At 65.5% G+C, this 16,039-nt stretch carries 17 protein-coding genes and 1 tRNA gene; 5 read left to right on the top strand and 13 right to left on the bottom strand.

Annotation, left to right across the window (positions count from 1 at the left end; genetic code table 11):
- Positions 1-4 precede the first annotated feature (4 nt).
- From G570_RS03975 to yajC, 4 genes are all read right to left on the bottom strand, one after another.
- The gene (locus G570_RS03975; protein WP_037499389.1) at positions 5-793 is read right to left on the bottom strand and encodes an outer membrane protein assembly factor BamD; all 789 of its coding nucleotides are present in this window, start codon (positions 791-793) and stop codon (positions 5-7) included.
- Between the two features lie 77 nt (positions 794-870).
- Positions 871-1,824, bottom strand: a complete 954-nt coding sequence (secF, locus tag G570_RS03970; RefSeq protein WP_037499385.1) for a protein translocase subunit SecF — start codon at positions 1,822-1,824, stop codon at positions 871-873.
- 14 nt (positions 1,825-1,838) lie between these two features.
- The gene (gene secD, locus G570_RS03965) at positions 1,839-3,428 is read right to left on the bottom strand and encodes a protein translocase subunit SecD (RefSeq protein ID WP_037499383.1); all 1,590 of its coding nucleotides are present in this window, start codon (positions 3,426-3,428) and stop codon (positions 1,839-1,841) included.
- The gene (gene yajC / locus G570_RS03960) at positions 3,428-3,763 is read right to left on the bottom strand and encodes a preprotein translocase subunit YajC (RefSeq protein WP_037503697.1); all 336 of its coding nucleotides are present in this window, start codon (positions 3,761-3,763) and stop codon (positions 3,428-3,430) included. The genes secD and yajC overlap by 1 nt, the downstream gene beginning before the upstream one ends.
- Positions 3,764-3,919: 156 nt before the next feature.
- Here yajC and G570_RS03955 point away from each other — a divergent pair.
- A tRNA-Pro gene (locus G570_RS03955) sits at positions 3,920-3,996 on the top strand.
- A gap of 152 nt (positions 3,997-4,148) precedes the next feature.
- On the top strand, positions 4,149-4,838 hold the full coding sequence (locus G570_RS03950) for a TIGR02117 family protein (protein WP_051504014.1): 690 nt from the start codon (positions 4,149-4,151) through the stop codon (positions 4,836-4,838).
- Here the strand turns inward: G570_RS03950 and hslU are convergent.
- The 6 genes from hslU to G570_RS03920 all read right to left on the bottom strand — a co-directional run bounded on the left by hslU (position 4,826) and on the right by G570_RS03920 (position 9,245).
- Positions 4,826-6,124, bottom strand: coding sequence for an ATP-dependent protease ATPase subunit HslU (gene hslU / locus G570_RS03945; protein ID WP_037499380.1), 1,299 nt, complete (start codon positions 6,122-6,124; stop codon positions 4,826-4,828). The two genes, G570_RS03950 and hslU, sit on opposite strands and share 13 nt — an antisense overlap.
- Before the next feature lie 8 nt (positions 6,125-6,132).
- Complete coding sequence (gene hslV / locus G570_RS03940; protein ID WP_037499377.1) at positions 6,133-6,672, bottom strand: ATP-dependent protease subunit HslV; 540 nt, start codon at positions 6,670-6,672, stop codon at positions 6,133-6,135.
- Between the two features lie 33 nt (positions 6,673-6,705).
- Positions 6,706-7,284 (bottom strand): TMEM175 family protein, encoded by a 579-nt coding sequence (locus tag G570_RS03935; protein ID WP_037499374.1) that lies wholly within the window; start codon positions 7,282-7,284, stop codon positions 6,706-6,708.
- A complete protein-coding gene (locus G570_RS03930; protein ID WP_037503691.1) occupies positions 7,281-8,123 on the bottom strand; it encodes an alpha/beta hydrolase in 843 nt (280 codons plus the stop codon). The genes G570_RS03935 and G570_RS03930 overlap by 4 nt, the downstream gene beginning before the upstream one ends.
- A 74-nt stretch (positions 8,124-8,197) precedes the next feature.
- On the bottom strand, positions 8,198-8,611 hold the full coding sequence (locus G570_RS03925) for a holin family protein (RefSeq protein ID WP_037499369.1): 414 nt from the start codon (positions 8,609-8,611) through the stop codon (positions 8,198-8,200).
- A gap of 64 nt (positions 8,612-8,675) precedes the next feature.
- A complete protein-coding gene (locus G570_RS03920) occupies positions 8,676-9,245 on the bottom strand; it encodes a glycoside hydrolase family 108 protein (RefSeq protein ID WP_037499366.1) in 570 nt (189 codons plus the stop codon).
- A 115-nt stretch (positions 9,246-9,360) separates the two neighbouring features.
- On the opposite strand from G570_RS03920, the gene G570_RS03915 reads away from it, so the two are divergent.
- Both G570_RS03915 and G570_RS03910 read left to right on the top strand, forming a co-directional pair.
- Positions 9,361-10,671, top strand: coding sequence for a M20/M25/M40 family metallo-hydrolase (locus tag G570_RS03915; protein WP_037499364.1), 1,311 nt, complete (start codon positions 9,361-9,363; stop codon positions 10,669-10,671).
- 153 nt (positions 10,672-10,824) lie between these two features.
- Positions 10,825-12,684, top strand: a complete 1,860-nt coding sequence (locus tag G570_RS03910) for an autotransporter domain-containing protein (RefSeq protein ID WP_037499357.1) — start codon at positions 10,825-10,827, stop codon at positions 12,682-12,684.
- A 56-nt stretch (positions 12,685-12,740) separates the two neighbouring features.
- Here the strand turns inward: G570_RS03910 and G570_RS13830 are convergent, their stop codons facing one another.
- A complete protein-coding gene (locus tag G570_RS13830; protein ID WP_169731727.1) occupies positions 12,741-12,881 on the bottom strand; it encodes a hypothetical protein in 141 nt (46 codons plus the stop codon).
- Positions 12,882-13,004: 123 nt separating this feature from the next.
- On the opposite strand from G570_RS13830, the gene G570_RS03905 reads away from it, so the two are divergent.
- The gene (locus tag G570_RS03905; RefSeq protein WP_037499354.1) at positions 13,005-13,457 is read left to right on the top strand and encodes a hypothetical protein; all 453 of its coding nucleotides are present in this window, start codon (positions 13,005-13,007) and stop codon (positions 13,455-13,457) included.
- Between the two features lie 17 nt (positions 13,458-13,474).
- Here the strand turns inward: G570_RS03905 and G570_RS13085 are convergent, their stop codons facing one another.
- Together G570_RS13085 and uvrB are read right to left on the bottom strand one after the other, a co-directional pair.
- Positions 13,475-13,834 carry a hypothetical protein gene (locus G570_RS13085; RefSeq protein ID WP_051504013.1) on the bottom strand — a complete coding sequence of 120 codons (360 nt, stop codon included), beginning with the start codon at positions 13,832-13,834 and terminating at the stop codon, positions 13,475-13,477.
- Positions 13,831-16,029: an excinuclease ABC subunit UvrB gene (uvrB, locus tag G570_RS03895; RefSeq protein ID WP_037499351.1), complete on the bottom strand. Its 2,199-nt coding sequence runs from the start codon at positions 16,027-16,029 to the stop codon at positions 13,831-13,833. The genes G570_RS13085 and uvrB overlap by 4 nt, the downstream gene beginning before the upstream one ends.
- Positions 16,030-16,039: the final 10 nt, after the last annotated feature.

Raw genomic sequence — 16,039 nt, 5'->3', positions numbered from 1 at the left:
CAGCTCAGCTCTGCGGCTGCGATACCGGATAGCGCTGCATCAGATCGTAGCTGCGCTGGTACCACTTGCTGCCCGGATAGTTGGCGCCCAGCACCGCCGCGGCGCGCTGCGCTTCTTCGCGAAGGCCGAGGTTCAGATAGGTCTCGACGAGGCGTTCCAGCGCTTCGGGCGTGTGCGTGGTGGTCTGGTACTTGTCGACCACCGCGCGGAAGCGGGTCGCCGCCGCCAGCCAGTTGCCCGAGCGCTGATAGAAGCGACCGATCTCCATCTCCTTGCCGGCGAGGTGATCGTTGATAAGGTCGAGTTTCAGCCGCGCATCGTTGGCGTAGCGGCTTTGCGGGTAGCGGCGGATCAGTTCGTTGAAGCTGTCGCTGGCCTGCTGGGTGATCTTCTGGTCGCGGGTCACGTCCTCGATCTGCTGATAATAGGACATGGCGATCAGGTAGTTGGCGTAGGCCGCATCCTTGTTGCCCGGGTGGATCGTCAGGAAGCGCTGGGCGCTGCTGACCGCATCGGGATATTTCTGCGCCATGTAATAGCTGAAGGCGCTCATCAGCTGCGCACGGCGGGCCCAGACCGAATAGGGATGCTGGCGCTCGACTTCGTCGAACAGCGCGGCGGCAACCTCATACTGGCCGCGGTCGGCGCGTTGCTTGGCAAGGCTGTAGAGCGTGTTGACGTCGCGGGCGACGTAGGCCGTATCGCCCTTCACCTTGTTCTTGGCACAGCCGGAGACCGGCAGGATGACGGCGGGAAGCAGCAACAGCGCCGCGATACGGGTCTTGTTCACCATGTGCGCAGTCCTAGCGTGCCAATGGAGCGAGGGGAAGCGGGCAATCGCCAGAGCGACGGCCCGCCTCGACAAAGGCCTCAGGCGCCCTCGGCGGCAGCCTTGGCGATCTCGTCCTCGGACCGCAGGAAGCTGTCGGGCGTGACCCCCAGCCACACCAGGATCGGCGAGGAAATGTAGATCGACGAATAGGTGCCGATGAAGATGCCGAGGAACACCGCGACGGTCAGCCCGAAGATGACTTCGGGGCCGAGGATGATCAGCGCGGCGAGCGCGATGAGGATCGACAACGACGTCACGATCGTCCGGCTAAGCGTCTCGTTCAGAGAGAAGTTGATCAGCGGGATGATCTGCATCTTGCGATATTTGCGCAGATTTTCGCGGATCCGGTCGTAGATGACGACCGTGTCGTTGAGCGAATAGCCGACGATGGTCAGCAACGCCGCGACGACGTTGAGGTCGACCGGCAGGCGGGTGAAGGCGAAGAAGCCAAGCACCATGGCCACGTCGTGGAACAGCGTCACCAGCGCTCCCACCCCGAATTGCCATTCGAAGCGGAACCAGATGTAGATGGCGATGCCGACCATCGACAGGATCAGCGCCAGCGCACCGTCGCGCGCCAGTTCCTGGCTAACCTTGCCCGACACCGATTCGCCCGCGCCGACGGTGGCGCCGGGATAGGCCTTGGGCAGGAATTCGCGAACCTTGGACACGACCGCATTCGACTGGGTATCGGCGCCGGGCGGGCGCGGCAGGCGAATCTGGTAGGTCTTGCCGTCGCCGAGGTCCTGGATCGACGCATCGCCGACCTTCAGCGTATCGACCTTGCCGCGAAGATCCTCGATCTCGACCTTCTGCGGGAAGGACACGCGCACTACCTGGCCGCCGACGAAGTCGATGCCAAGGTTCAGGCCCTTGTAGGCAGTGTAGCCGATCGACAGGCTGGTGATGATGATCGAGATGATCAGCGCGACGTTGCGCCACCGCATGAAGTCGATGTTGGTGTCGTCGGGAATGAGTTTGAGAAGCTTCATGATTGGCAGTCCGATCAGATGTGCAGGTCGCGCGGGCGGGCGCGCTTGACCCACAACGCAGTCAGCATGCGGGTGAGGTAGACGGCGGTGAACACCGACGTGACGATGCCGATGATCAGCACGACCGCGAAGCCGCGGATCGGGCCCGAGCCGAAATACCACATCAGCACCGCCGCGATGACGTTGGTGATGTTGGCGTCGAAGATGGCGGTGAACGCCTCCTTGTAGCCGGTCTCGATCGCGTCGCGGACCTTGCGCCCGCGCTTCTGCTCTTCGCGGATGCGTTCGTTGATCAGCACGTTGGCGTCGACCGCTGCGCCGATGGTCAGCACGAAGCCGGCGATACCGGGCAAGGTCAGGGTGGCGTTGAAAATCGCCATGATGCCCAGGATCAGCAGCGCGTTGATGACCAGCGCGACCGTCGCGTAGATGCCGAAGCGGCCATAGGTCACGAGCATGAACAGGATCACGGCCGCGGTCGCCACCAGCGAGGCGATGACCCCCTTGTGGATCGAATCGGCACCCAATTCGGCGCTGACGGTGCGTTCCTCGATCACGTTCAGTTTCACCGGCAGCTTGCCGGACGCGAGGCTGACTGCCAGCTGGTTGGCGCTGTCGACCGTGAAATTGCCCGCGATCTGCGCCTGTCCGCCAAGGATCGGCTCGTTGATGTTCGGTGCCGACAGCACCTTGTCGTCGAGGATGATGGCGAACGGCTTGCCGACATTTTCCTGCGTTGCCCGGCCGAAGCGCTTGGCCCCGGCGGCGTTGAAGGTGATGCTGACGACCGCGCGGCCGTCCTGGTCGAAGCTCTGCTTGGCATCGACCAGCTGTTCGCCCGACACCATCACGCGCCGCTGGACCGCGATCGCGCCGCCGTCGACCATCGGCAGGACCTGGCTGCCGGCCGGAGCAATGCCCTGCGCGACGAGGTTGGGGTCGGCGCTCTGGTCGACCAGCTTGAATTCAAGGCGCGCGGTCTGGCCGATCAACTGCTTCAGCGCCTCGGGGTTTTCGACCCCCGGCACCTGCACGAAGATTCGCTTGTCGCCCTGGTTGATGACCGTGATTTCCTTGGTGCCCTGCGGGTCGATGCGGCGACGCACGACGTCGCGGGCGACGGTCAGCGAATTCTTGAGCGCCGCGGCCGCGCCCGAATCGGTCGGCGTCAGCGTGATCCGATTCCCGTCGGCGGTCGTCACGTCCCAATCGCGGCTGCCGGTCAGGCCGACCGGCTGCGTCAGCGTGCGAAGCCGTTCGACCGCAGCGTCGAGCTGGGTCGGGTCGCGGACCATGAAGCTCAGGCGATTGCCGGCCGTCGACACGCTGCCGATATCGATCCGCGGCTCGTTGCGGCGAAGTTCGGTCGTGACCTGGTCTTCCATCGCGGCCAGACGCTGCTTGGCGGCGTCGGCGATGTCGGCTTCGAGCAGGAGCTGGCTGCCGCCGGCAATATCGAGGCCCAGGCTGATCTGCTGCTTGGGCGCCCACGACGGCCATTTTTCGACCTCTGCCTTCGGGAAGAAACTGGGAATCGACAGGACGATGCCGATCAGAATGATCAGCGAAACCGTCCACACCTTCCAACGGGGAAAATCGAGCATCAGTCGTTCGCCGGCTTCGTCGAAGCGCCGCCGCCGACCTGGCTGAGGGTCGATTTCACCGCGCGCACCTTGAGGCCGCCGAGATCGACTTCGACTTCGGTATCGCCAACCTTGGTGACCTTGCCGATCAGGCCGCCGCCGGTGATCACCTCATCGCCCTTCTTGACCGCCGCGATCTGCGCCTGGTGCTCCTTCATCCGCTTCGACTGGGGACGGATCAGCAGGAAATAGAAGATCACGAAAATGAGGACCAGCGGCAGCGTCTGGACGATGAAGCCTGCACCGGCCGACGGAGCGGGCGCTGCTGCGGCGGCAAGAAGGGTAGTGATGGTCATGATCCTGATCGTCTCGTCATGGATGCGCGACGGGGAGTCGCGGAAGGAAAGAAGTGGCGGGCCGCCTATCATGGCTTTGGCTGCCTTGCCAAGCGATGCCCGCCCGACTAGATGGCCGCTCGCGCCACAACCGCAAGGGGCGGCGCACGAAACGGTCGGGGCGTAGCGCAGCCTGGTAGCGCATCACACTGGGGGTGTGGGGGTCGCAGGTTCGAATCCTGTCGCCCCGACCAGCTTCAAAATATGACCGCGCGGGGCGCGGACATATTTTTGAAGCTCCCGAAGCGCCGCAGGCGCGAAGGGGCCGGGAAAAAGCCGATGTCCGGGGGGACATCCGCTTTTTGAGGCTTTTTATTTTCCGCAATTCCCTGCTTCACTCGCCGCCATGCCCCGTCGCCGTAAGACCCGCTGGCCCAAGCGTATCCTCCTCGCGGTTCTCGCGATCCCCCTGGCCTATCTCGCCGCCGCGCTGGTCGGCGCCGTCGTCAGCGTCAATCGCGACTGGAGAGAGCCCGACGACGGAATCACCGTCTATCTCGCCAGCAACGGCGTCCACGCCGACCTGGTGTTGCCGGTCGATGAAGGCGGGCTCGACTGGGCGCCGCTGTTCCCGGCCAGAGATTTCGCCAACGCCCCCGACAATGCCCGCTGGATCGCCTTCGGTGCGGGTGAAAAGCGCGTCTACCTAGAAACCCCGACCTGGAGCGACGTGACGCCCGGCACGCTGTGGGCCGCGACCAGCGGCGGCGAGCGGGTGATGCACGTCGAATGGGTCACCGACCCCGGCTACGCCACCCGCGTGATTCGCCTGACGCCGGAGCAGTATCGCCGTCTGTGGGCCGCGATCCGCGCCGGGTTCGTGCTCGACGACAACGGTCGGCCGATCCGCATGGACCACCCCGGCTATTGGCAGCGCGACGCCTTTTACCGAGGGGTAGGCAAGGCCAGCGCCATCGACACCTGCAACCAGTGGGTCGCCAGCCGACTGCGCCTCGCGGGAGTCAAGGCGCCCCTATGGTCACCCTTCGTCAACGGCCTGACCGCGCGCTACCGGCCGGCGGATCAGAGCACGTAGCGCGACAGGTCGGCGTTCTTGGCGATGCCGCTCAATTGCTGCTCGACGAAGGCGGCATCGATGGTCAGCGTCTCGCCCTTGCGATCCTCGGCGGTGTAGCTGACGTCCTCGAGCAGCTTTTCCATCACCGTCGACAGTCGACGCGCACCGATATTCTCGACCGCGTCATTCACCTCCGCCGCGATCCGCGCCAGCGCGGCGATGCCGCTGTCGGCAAAGTCGATGCCGACCTCTTCGGTCTTCAGCAGCGCGCGATATTGCTCGGTCAGGCTCGCCCGCGTGTCGCTGAGGATGCGGACGAAATCCGCTTCGGTCAGCGCCGCCAGTTCGACCCGGATCGGCAAACGCCCCTGCAGTTCGGGCAGCAGGTCGGCGGGCTTCGCCACGTGGAAAGCGCCCGACGCGATGAACAATATGTGGTCGGTCTTGATCGGTCCATATTTGGTCGCGACCGTGGTGCCTTCGATCAGCGGCAGCAGGTCGCGCTGCACGCCCTCGCGGCTGACCGATCCGCCGCGCACGTCGCTGACCGCAATCTTGTCGATTTCGTCGAGGAAGACGATGCCATTCTCCTCGGCATCGGCCAGCGCGACCCGGGTGACATCGTCCTGGTCGACGCGCTTGTCGGCTTCTTCCTCGACCAGCTTGGCGAAGGCGGCCGGGACCTTCAGCTTGCGCCGCTTCTTGGGCGGGCCGCCGGTCATCTTGGCCATCATGTCGCTAAGGTTGATCATGCCGATGCCGCCCTGCCCGGGCACGTCGAACGGCATGGCGGGCGCTTCGGACACCTCGACCTCGACCTCGGCGGTGTCGAGACTGCCGTCGCGGAAGCGTTGGCGAAAGCTTTCGCGCGTTGCTTCGCTTGATCCCTTGCCGGTCAGCGCGTCGAGCAGGCGGTCCATCGCCGCCGCCTCCGACGTTTCGCGTACCTTCTCGCGGCGGCGCTCACGTTCCAGCCGCACCGCTTCCTCGACCAGGTCGCGGGCGATCTGCTCGACGTCGCGCCCGACATAGCCGACCTCGGTGAACTTGGTCGCCTCGACCTTGACGAACGGCGCATCGGCCAGCTTCGCCAGGCGGCGGCTGATCTCTGTCTTGCCGCAGCCGGTCGGCCCGATCATCAGGATATTCTTGGGCGTCACTTCGGCGCGAAGTTCGGGCGACAAACGCTGTCGCCGCCAGCGATTGCGCAGCGCCACCGCCACCGCCTTCTTGGCGTCGGTCTGGCCGACGATATGCTCGTCGAGGGCAGCGACGATCGCCTTGGGAGTCAGATGCTCGTTCATGGGAATCCTTACTCGCCGACCGTTTCCACGGTCAGCCGGTCGTTGGTGAAGACGCACACCTCGGCGGCGATCGCCATCGCGCGGCGGGCCAGCACGTCGGGGTCGGGCTCATATTCCGACAGGGCCCGCGCCGCGGCGAGCGCGTAATTGCCGCCGCTGCCGATGGCCGCGATCCCGCCTTCGGGCTCCAGCACATCGCCGTTGCCGGTGAGGATCAGCATCGTTTCGGCATCGGCGACGATCATCATCGCTTCGAGGTTGCGAAGATATTTGTCGGTCCGCCAGTCCTTGGCCAGTTCGACCGCCGCGCGCAGCAGCTGGCCGCGCGACGCCTCCAGCTTCTTCTCCAGCCGTTCGAACAGGGTGAAGGCGTCAGCCGTCGCGCCCGCAAACCCGCCGATCACCTGCCCGTCCGCGCCGATCCGCCGGACCTTCTTCGCGTTGGGCTTGATTACCGTGTTGCCGAGACTGACCTGTCCGTCACCAGCGATGACCGTCCGGCCGCCCTTCTTCACCCCGAGGATGGTGGTGCCATGATATTGTTCCATGGCCGGTCATGTGGGGTGCCGGGTGGCGCCGCTTCAAGTGTCGCTGGCGACGCGCTCCACGCGGGGGTCCGGAACGAACCACAGCGCCGCGACGAGGACGTAACAGGCGACGGCAGCCATCGGATGATAAAAGGCCAGCGCCACGCCCACCGCATAAAGCGCGAAGCTGGCCACTTCCTTCACCCCTGCCCCGATCGCCGAATGGAGCGCGCGATTGGCGTGGTCCGCACGGTGAATGGCGATTTCCAGCAGCGCGTAGCTTATCGACGCCCCGACCAGCACCACGCCATAGGCGGCGGCGGGCCCGGCCGTGATCGCGTCCTCGCCGAGCCAGCGGATCACGAACGGGACCAGGCTGAGCCAGAACAGCAGGAACAGGTTGGCCCACATCACCCGTCCGTCGATCCGCTTTGCCAGCGTCATCAAATGATGGTGATTGTTCCAGAAGATACCGACATTGATGAAGCTCAATGCGTAAGCGCCGAAGAGCGGCGCGATCGGCCTCAAATCGGCCAGGCCGTGCCCTTTCGGAATTGGCAGTTCCAGCACCATGATCGTGATGATGATCGCGATCACGCCGTCGGTGAAGGCGTTGAGGCGGCCCGGCGTCATCCGAGGTGGCCGTGCAGGAAATCGGCACAATCAGCGAGCGCCGGATTGGCCGACCGGAACAGCGGCGACAACGCCCGCAGCGGGTCGGTATGCCCCTGCCCGCGATACAGTTTCAATTCGACCCGTGCACCCGCGGCAGTCAGCGCCTTGGCCAGCGACTGGCTGTTGCGGGCACGCACCGTGGTGTCGGCCGTGCCGGTGATCAGCAGCGTCGGCGGCGCGTCGCGACGGGCGTAGGCGACCGGCTGGCTTTCCTGCACCGGCGCCTTTTCGAACGCCAGCAACCCGCCGCGCTCGATCAAATAGGGGAAGTCATAGGGTCCGCTGAGCAGCGCCGCAGCCTTGATCGTCGCGAGCGGAAGGCCGACCGCGTAGAGGTATCGCGGATCGAGCATGATCATCGCCGCATTATAGGCGCCGGCACTGTGACCCATCACCGCAATGCGCTGCGGATCGCCGCCGAAATCGCCGGCATGGTCGAACGCCCAGCGCGTCGCCGCCGCGCCGTCGTGAAGGTAATCGGGGTAGGTCGAGTGCGGGTGCAGCCCATAATCGGGCAGCATGGTGAGAAAGCCCTGCGCCGCGAAGGCCCGGCCGACAAAGCCATATTCCTGACGCGCGCCGCTGACCCAGCCGCCGCCGTAGAAGAACACCAGCACCGGCCACCCGCCCGGCGGCGGGTCGCCGACCGGGGCCCAGACGTCGACCTTCTGCCGTTCGCCCTCGCCGAAAGCCGCGCCGTCGGCGACCAGCCGCGACGCGTCGCCGCCCTTCCAGCGGCTGACCTTGTCGAGCAGTGCCGCGGGGCTCATCCCGACCTTTTCCACCGCCTCCATCATGCGGCGGGTGGCACCGGCGAAGGCGCGACGCTTCAGCCGGTAGATGCGGCGAGCGAAGAGCGGGTCGTCGCGTCCTATTTTTCCACTCCCTTCACTTTCCCCCAGGTGCGGGCGGCAGTGTAGCCAAGATAGCCCGTTCCGAACAATGCGTAGAGTTCCTCCGGGATTCCGCGCAAGTAGGCGGTCATGCCGGCGGCAATTCCCTGGGCCATGCGCGGGTCGGCGGCCGCGATCAGCCCCATCGGGATGCACCACAGGATGAGCGCATACATCATGTAGAGAAAGCTCGGCCGCGCACGGCTGGTCCACGGGTCGGGCGACTGCGCTTCGGCGACGATCGCCTGCATCTGCGCGGTGATGGCCTGCAATTCCTGGTCGCCCTGTAGCTTGATCAGTTCGAGCTTGGCGCGGTCGCGTGCCTCGGGGTCGGGAATGATCTTGTCGAGCAGCTTGGACACCGGTCCGACGATGGCATCGATGAAACCCATATTTCTTCTCCTTGGATTCACTGTCGACTCACGAAAGCCGCGTTTTTCCGCGGTTTGCGTGAATTTAAGACTGGGGCCCGACGGTCCCGATGCGGTTCGCCAGCCAGCCATAAAGGAAGGCCTCATTGGCCGGCCTCTTTTCGGCGAGGCAGAGGTAGCGTTCGCCCTGCAGCGCCTCTAGCGCGCGGAGCAGCACCGTCTCCCCGCCTCGCTTCCCACGCACGTCGAGGAAGCGGTCGAGCGCCGCAATCGTCGCCGGCCCGATCCGCCCGTCCGGCGTCAGGTCGGCAAAATCCTTGCCCCCGCGGTTGAGCGCCGTCAGCGCGCGCTGGAGGAAGGTCGCCGCCACCGCCGGGCCCATGTTGGCGCCGGTGTCGAACAGTTCCGCCGCGACCCGCGGCGCGCGCTGCGCCACCTGATCGAAGCGCGGACGCAGCCAGTAAAGACGGCGATAGATGGCCGCCGCTTCCTCGCGCGGAAGGTCGCGCATGGCGCCGGCATAGCCGTGCGCCCGTGCCACAATCTCGGTCACGCCATATCGGGTCGGCCCGCCACGGTCCGCGGGATGGTCGACGAAGCCGCCCTCCCGATCGATCAGCGCGTCGACCAAATGATCGATGCCATATTCATCCATCGCCACCTCCACTATCCGAGTCGCATTTTTGACTAACCTTTTTGGTTCGTTGTAGGAAAGGCGTGTAACCAATATCCGTGGTTGCGCCCCGGCGTCGCTACGGTAGAGTCGATCCATGACGACCCGGATATTCGCCGCCGCGCTGATCGCGATCTCTCTCGCTTCGACGTCGGCGCAAGCGCGCCTGACTCCCGTCGAGCAACGGATCATCGCCGCGGTCGACGCAGACCAGGCGCGCCAGCTGTCCCTTCTCGAAAGGCTGGTCAATCAGAACAGCGGATCGCACAACATCGACGGCGTCACCCGGGTCGGCGCGATGATGGACGCCGAATTCAAGGCGCTCGGCTTCCAGACGCGGTGGATAGATATGCGCGCGGCGGGCCGCGCCGGTCACCTTATCGCCACCCACAAGGGCAATGGCCGTGGCAAGCGGCTGCTGCTGATCGGCCACCTCGACACCGTGTTCGAACCCGACAGCCCGTTCCAGCAGTGGAAGCGCACCGGCAATGACGGCACCGGACCCGGCGCCGGGGACGACAAGGGCGGGATCGTCACCATCCTCTCCGCACTCCGCGCCATGAAGTCTGCCGGGACCCTTGCCAGCGCCGACATTGAAGTGGTGCTGACAGGCGACGAGGAAGATACCGGCAGCCCGCTGGACCTTGCCCGCCGCGACCTGGTCGACGCCGGCAAGCGTGCCGACGTCGCGCTCGATTTCGAAGGGCTGAGCGTCGATGACGGCAAGGATATGGGCGTCATCGCCCGCCGCGGATCGATGAGCTGGACGGTCAAGGCCACCGCCATCCCCAGCCACTCCAGCGGCATTTTCAGCAAAGCGTCGGGTTATGGCGCGATTTACGAGCTGGTCCGCATCCTCGACGATTTCCGCCGCCAGCTGACCGACGACAAGCTGACCTACAACGTCGGACTCATCGGCGGCGGCCAGACCGCCGCGCTCGACCAGGGTGAAATCCGGCTGGAGGCGACCGGCAAGACCAACATCATCCCGGCCGTCGCCGTCGCCCGCGGCGACCTTCGCGCACTGACCCCGCAGCAGGTCGACCGGACGAGAGCGAAAATGGCCGCGATCGTCGCCAACCACCTTCCGGGCACCAACGCCAGCATCGAATTCGGCGTCGACGCCTATCCGCCGATGGCGCCGACCGCCGGCAACCGCGCGCTGCTGGCGCGGCTTAACGCGGTCAACGCCGACCTTGGGCTGGCGGCGCAAGCCGAACTCGACCCGCTGAAGCGCGGCGCGGGCGACATCAGCTTCGTCGCCGCCGACGTTGACGGACTGGTCGGACTGGGGCCGGCCAGCATCGGGGACCATGCCCCGGGCGAGACGGTCGACATTGCGTCGATCTGGCGCCAGGCCAAGCGCGCCGCGATCCTGATGAGCCGCCTCGCCGCGGAGCCTCGCTGAAACGACCTTCCTTGACGCTACGGAATGCGTCGAGCGACTGCCATTTTCTGGTCAAATGTGGCTTTGGCGTCACTTGTTCTACACAGTCGGCGCGGGCAAAAGTGCAGCCAACGTCCGCGCGCTGACGACGCGGATCGGGGAGAGGATGCTTTCATGACCAACACGCGCCTGTTTACCGCCGCGCTGCTCGCTGCCAGCGCGATGACCGTTGCCACGCCCGCCAGCGCCCAGCGCATCGACCGCATCGTCGCCGTCGGCGACAGCTATGCCGACGACGGCAACGCCTTCCAGCTCGGCTACAACAATCCCAGCGCGCTTGCCGTCTATCCGACCGGCCGTTTTTCGGGCGGCCTCAACTATGTCGACCTGCTCGGCACGATCCTCAATGCACCGATCGAAAACTTCGCCATCGGCGGCGCCCTCGCCGGCAGCAACAATACGCTGATCTGCTTCGACGGTGCCTATGGCGCGCCGCTGTGCGGCAAAGGCTTCCAGTATGAAGTCGACCAGTATCTGAACGTCGGCACGCAATCGAGTGCGTTCCCGAACGGGTCGACCACCTTCGATGAAGGCGACCTGCTGACCATTTCGATCGGCGGCAACGACGCGCGCTTCTACCAACAGGCCGGCGGCACGCTTTCCGGCGCGGCTGCGGCCGGCACCAGCACGGCCGCGCTCGCCACGGCGCAGATCGACCGCCTGGTTGCTGCCGGCGCGCCGACCATCAGCTTCCTTGCCGGCGACACCGGTCGCCTGCCGGAAATCGCCGCCAATCCGACCGGTGCGCAGATCCGCAGCACCTTCTCGAGCGCGTTCAATACCGCGATGCAGAATTCGCTGGCCGGCTATGCCGCCAACGGCACGATGGTCCACTATCTCGACCTGTCGAAGGTTCTGGACAACATCGTCGCCAACCCGACTGCCTATGGCATCACCAGCGGCCTCGTCTGCCCGACCTTCCCGAACACCACCTGCGTGGTCAGCTCGAAGGGCTATCTGTTCTACGGCGACGCGCTGCACCTGACGACCGACGGTTTCCGCATCGTTGCCGCCTACATCGCGCGCCAGCTTGAGGCGCCGTTGACGCTGCAGGCGCCGAGCGATGTCGGCCTCGACCTTGCAAAGCAGTGGGGCCGGACCCTCACCAGCCGCCTCGACGCTGGCGCGCCGCGTGACGGCGGCGAAGCCACCGGCGTCCGCATCTTCGCGGTCGGCGATAGTTCGGCGCGCCGTATCGATGCGACCCATCGTACCGACGAATATCGCCTCAGCATGTGGGGCGCGACCGGCGGCGTCGAATTCGGCTTCGGCAACGGCGCGGCCGGCCTCGCGGTCAACTACAGCAAGCCGCGCGCCAACTTCGGCAACGACGCCTCCGACGACAGCGCCAAGTCGGTACAGGTCGGCGGCTACGCCGGCGTGGCGATGGGCGGCGCCTTCGTGCAGGGCTATGCCGGATACGGCTGGGACAAGCATGACATCACCCGCGCGGGCGTCGTCGAAGGCATGACCGCCAGCCCGAAGGGTCGTCACTACGGCGCCGGCCTGAAGGGCGGCTACCTGATGCCGCTCGGCGGCTTCCGCATCGGCCCGGTGGCCGCGCTCGACTACGCCAAGGCCAAGGTCGACGGCTACACCGAAAGCGGCGATTCGGCGCTCACCCTCAACGTCAGCTCGATCAACGTGAAGTCGCTCCGCGGCAGCGTCGGTATCGAAGCCCGCGGCGACATGGAAACCGGCGGTCTGCAGCTCCGTCCCTACGGCTCGGCGCTGATCGAAAAGGATTTCAGCGGCGACGGCCGCACCTTCCTCTTCTCGCAGACCGCATCGCCGGTGATCGTCAACAGCTGGAGCGTCGACGACATCTCGAAGAAGGCCTACGGCCGCATCAACACCGGCTTCAACGCCGAGCTCGGCGGCGGCGTGTCGCTCGACGTCGGCGGGTCGCTGACGGTCGGCAAGAAGCAGGGCAACGAGACCAGCGGGCAGCTGGGCCTTCGCGTCGGCTTCTGATCGTTCGCATCTGAATGAGGATGGGGCGGTGGCTCGGACGAGCCGCCGCCCTTTTCTTATCCTGCCGCCGTCGTGCGTGCAGGCGGTACGGCCGCCGCATCGACCGGATCGGTGGTGGCGCACGACAACAGCGCCAGGAATCCGGCAAAGGGCAAAATCGGCAAGAGTTTCAACATGTAGGCGCCAACGCGCGACATCACCATCGTATCCCTCGCTTGACAGCTGGCCGCGAAATTGTGCTCATGGTCCCTGTCGGCGCCTGAACGATCGCCGCCCTTGTTGCTTGACGGGCCATTGCCACGCCGGCGGGGGAGGAATGGATGGACACGCAACCTGTCCGTGCGCCGATGCACCTTTGGATCGTCGGCCTGCTCGCGCTGATCTGGAATGGCTTCGGCGCCTTCGACTATGTCATGACCCGCACCCGGGGGGCCGATTACATCCGGTCGATGATGCCCAGCATCGATGCCGACGGGATGATGGCCTACATCAACGCCTTTCCGATCTGGGTCAGTGTCGGATGGGGCCTCGGGGTATGGGGCGGCTTGCTGGGCTCGATCCTGCTGCTCGCCCGCAACCGGCTCGCGGTCCCGATCCTCGGCCTGTCGTTCATCGGTGCGATTGCGGGGCTGGGTTACCAGTTGATGCACCCCGTCGACATTGCCGGCGCGAACGACGGCGCAAATGCGGTGATGCCTTATGTCATCATCGGCGTCGCCCTGCTGCTGTTCGTTTACGCCCGCAGGCAAGCCGCGCGCGCCGTGCTTCGCTGAAACTGCGAAAGCCGCGCCTAATATTTCTTCTTGGGCCGGTTGCTGCCCCATTGGTTCTGCTGGGTCTGCCGGTTCCATTGCTTGACCAGGCAGCCCGTCCAACCGCCGGGACCGACGGGTCCGCACGATTGGATGCCGCTGTCGCCTTCGTCGATCCAGCTCATCCGCTCGCGCATGGCGCTGGGCAGATCGCCTTCCGGCGTGAAAGGGGCGTCGCGTCCCGGCAGCCGAAACCGTTCGTTGGGGCCGCGGCGGCCGCAGACGATTATTTCGCCGCTATCCTTCGACCGGCATTCGCGCCGCGCCACTTCGCGGCTGGCTTCGCCGACGAGGTCCGGTGCCGCATAGGCCAGCGCCAGCGCGGCGAGACCGATCAAGGGCGTCCGCCCATTTTCTTGTAGCGGGTCTTGCCGAAGCGGTCGCGGCGGGTGCCGGGCTTGCCCTGCGTCGCATTGCCGACCGGCCGCGGTGCGACGCGGTCGGGCGCGGGAATGCCGAGGTCGTCCTCCTCCAGCCGGCGAATCTGGTCGCGAATGCGTGCCGCCTCTTCGAATTCGAGGTCGGCGGCCGCCTTGCGCATCTTCTCTTCGAGCTCGGCAATGTAGGCCTTGAGGTTGTGGCCGACCATGTGCGGCACATCCTCGTCGCCGGTGTCGACCACGACGCCGTCCTTGGACGAGACATGGGCGATGATGTCGGCGATGTTGCGCTTGATGGTGGTCGGCGTGATGCCATGCTCGAGGTTGTAGGCCTCCTGCTTCTCACGGCGGCGCGACGTTTCGTTGAGGGCGCGCTCCATCGAACCGGTGATGCTGTCGGCATAGAGGATCACCCGACCGTCGACGTTGCGGGCGGCGCGGCCGATGGTCTGGATCAGCGACGTTTCGCTGCGCAGGAAGCCTTCCTTGTCCGCGTCGAGGATCGCGACCAGCCCGCATTCGGGAATGTCGAGCCCTTCGCGGAGCAAGTTGATCCCGACCAGCACATCGTAAACGCCCATGCGCAAATCGCGGATCAGCTCGATGCGCTCCAGCGTCTCGACATCGCTGTGCATGTAACGGACGCGCAGGCCCGCCTCGTGGAGATATTCAGTAAGGTCCTCGGCCATCCGCTTGGTCAGCGTGGTGACGAGCGTGCGATAGCCCGCCTCCGCCGTCTTTTTCGCCTCGTGAACGAGGTCGTCGACCTGGTCCTCGACCGGCTTGATCTCGACTGGCGGGTCGATGAGGCCGGTCGGGCGGATGACCTGCTCCGAAAACACGCCGCCGGTCTCGTTCATTTCCCACGGACCCGGCGTCGCGCTGACGAACACCGACTGCGGGCGCATCGCGTCCCACTCGTTGAAGCGCAGCGGGCGGTTGTCGATGCAGCTCGGTAGGCGGAAGCCATATTCGGCCAGCGTGATCTTGCGTCGATGGTCGCCGCGCGCCATCGCGCCGATCTGCGGCACCGTCTGGTGGCTCTCGTCGACGAACAGCAGCGCATTGTCGGGCAAATATTCGAACAACGTCGGCGGCGGCTCGCCTGGAAGGCGGCCGGTGAGGAAGCGGCTGTAATTTTCGATCCCCGCGCACGATCCCGTCGCGGCGATCATCTCGAGATCGAAATTGGTCCGCTGCTCCAGCCGCTGTGCTTCCAGCAATCGGCCTTCGGCGACCAGCTCCTTCAAGCGCTCCTCCAGCTCGTGCCGGATCGCCTGTGTCGCCTGCTTCAGCGTCGGCCCGGGCGTGACATAGTGCGAATTGGCATAGACGCGGATGCTGTCGAGGCTCGCCGCCTTCTTGCCGGTCAGCGGATCGAACTCGACGATCTCCTCGACCTCGTCGCCGAAGAAGGAAATGCGCCACGCGCTGTCCTCATAGTGCGACGGGAAGATTTCGAGATTGTCGCCGCGCACGCGGAAATTGCCGCGCGCGAAGGCGGCATCGTTGCGCTTGTATTGCAGCGCGACCAGCTTGCGGATGATTTCCGACTGCTCGACGCTCTGGCCCTTCTTCAGATCGAAGATCATCGCCGAATAGGTTTCGACCGAGCCGATGCCGTACAGGCAGCTGACCGACGCGACGATAATCACGTCGTCGCGCTCCAGCAGCGCACGCGTCGCCGAGTGCCGCATCCGGTCAATCGCCTCGTTTACCGAGCTTTCCTTCTCGATGTAGGTGTCGGTCCGCGGGACGTAGGCTTCGGGTTGGTAATAGTCGTAATAGCTGACGAAATATTCGACCGCATTGTCGGGGAAGAAGCTCTTGAACTCGCCATAGAGCTGCGCGGCGAGGATCTTGTTCGGCGCCAGGATCAGCGCCGGGCGCTGGGTCTGCTGGATGACCTGCGCCATCGTAAAGGTCTTGCCCGACCCGGTGACGCCCAGGAGCACCTGGCTGACCTCGCCGTTATCGCGAATGCCCTCGACCAACTCCTTTATCGCGGTCGGCTGGTCGCCCGACGGTTCGAAGTCGCTGACCAGCTTGAACGCCTTCCCGCCCTCCGCCTTTTGCGGGCGCGCCGGACGGTGCGGGACGAAGTTCTCGCCCGTTTCGGGTTCGGCGAGGGAGGTGCGGATCTGGATAGCCATGCCGGACGGA

Source organism: Sphingomonas jaspsi DSM 18422 (assembly GCF_000585415.1).
Classification (GTDB): Bacteria; Pseudomonadota; Alphaproteobacteria; order Sphingomonadales; family Sphingomonadaceae; genus Sphingomicrobium; species Sphingomicrobium jaspsi.
The sequence above is the reverse complement of the archived record's forward strand: the minus strand, read 5'-3'. Positions and strand labels throughout refer to the sequence as shown.

Coding starts and splice junctions, on each gene's coding strand:
- G570_RS03975 (WP_037499389.1), bottom strand. CDS start 793: ATGGTGAACAAGACCCGTATCGCGGCGCTGTTGCTGCTTCCCGCCGTC.
- yajC (WP_037503697.1), bottom strand. CDS start 3,763: ATGACCATCACTACCCTTCTTGCCGCCGCAGCAGCGCCCGCTCCGTCG.
- secF (WP_037499385.1), bottom strand. CDS start 1,824: ATGAAGCTTCTCAAACTCATTCCCGACGACACCAACATCGACTTCATG.
- hslU (WP_037499380.1), bottom strand. CDS start 6,124: ATGAACGAGCATCTGACTCCCAAGGCGATCGTCGCTGCCCTCGACGAG.
- G570_RS03930 (WP_037503691.1), bottom strand. CDS start 8,123: ATGATGGAGGCGGTGGAAAAGGTCGGGATGAGCCCCGCGGCACTGCTC.
- G570_RS03910 (WP_037499357.1), top strand. CDS start 10,825: ATGACCAACACGCGCCTGTTTACCGCCGCGCTGCTCGCTGCCAGCGCG.
- G570_RS03915 (WP_037499364.1), top strand. CDS start 9,361: ATGACGACCCGGATATTCGCCGCCGCGCTGATCGCGATCTCTCTCGCT.
- G570_RS03905 (WP_037499354.1), top strand. CDS start 13,005: ATGGACACGCAACCTGTCCGTGCGCCGATGCACCTTTGGATCGTCGGC.
- hslV (WP_037499377.1), bottom strand. CDS start 6,672: ATGGAACAATATCATGGCACCACCATCCTCGGGGTGAAGAAGGGCGGC.
- G570_RS03935 (WP_037499374.1), bottom strand. CDS start 7,284: ATGACGCCGGGCCGCCTCAACGCCTTCACCGACGGCGTGATCGCGATC.
- secD (WP_037499383.1), bottom strand. CDS start 3,428: ATGCTCGATTTTCCCCGTTGGAAGGTGTGGACGGTTTCGCTGATCATT.
- G570_RS13830 (WP_169731727.1), bottom strand. CDS start 12,881: ATGTCGCGCGTTGGCGCCTACATGTTGAAACTCTTGCCGATTTTGCCC.
- G570_RS03925 (WP_037499369.1), bottom strand. CDS start 8,611: ATGGGTTTCATCGATGCCATCGTCGGACCGGTGTCCAAGCTGCTCGAC.
- G570_RS03920 (WP_037499366.1), bottom strand. CDS start 9,245: ATGGATGAATATGGCATCGATCATTTGGTCGACGCGCTGATCGATCGG.
- uvrB (WP_037499351.1), bottom strand. CDS start 16,029: ATGGCTATCCAGATCCGCACCTCCCTCGCCGAACCCGAAACGGGCGAG.
- G570_RS03950 (WP_051504014.1), top strand. CDS start 4,149: ATGCCCCGTCGCCGTAAGACCCGCTGGCCCAAGCGTATCCTCCTCGCG.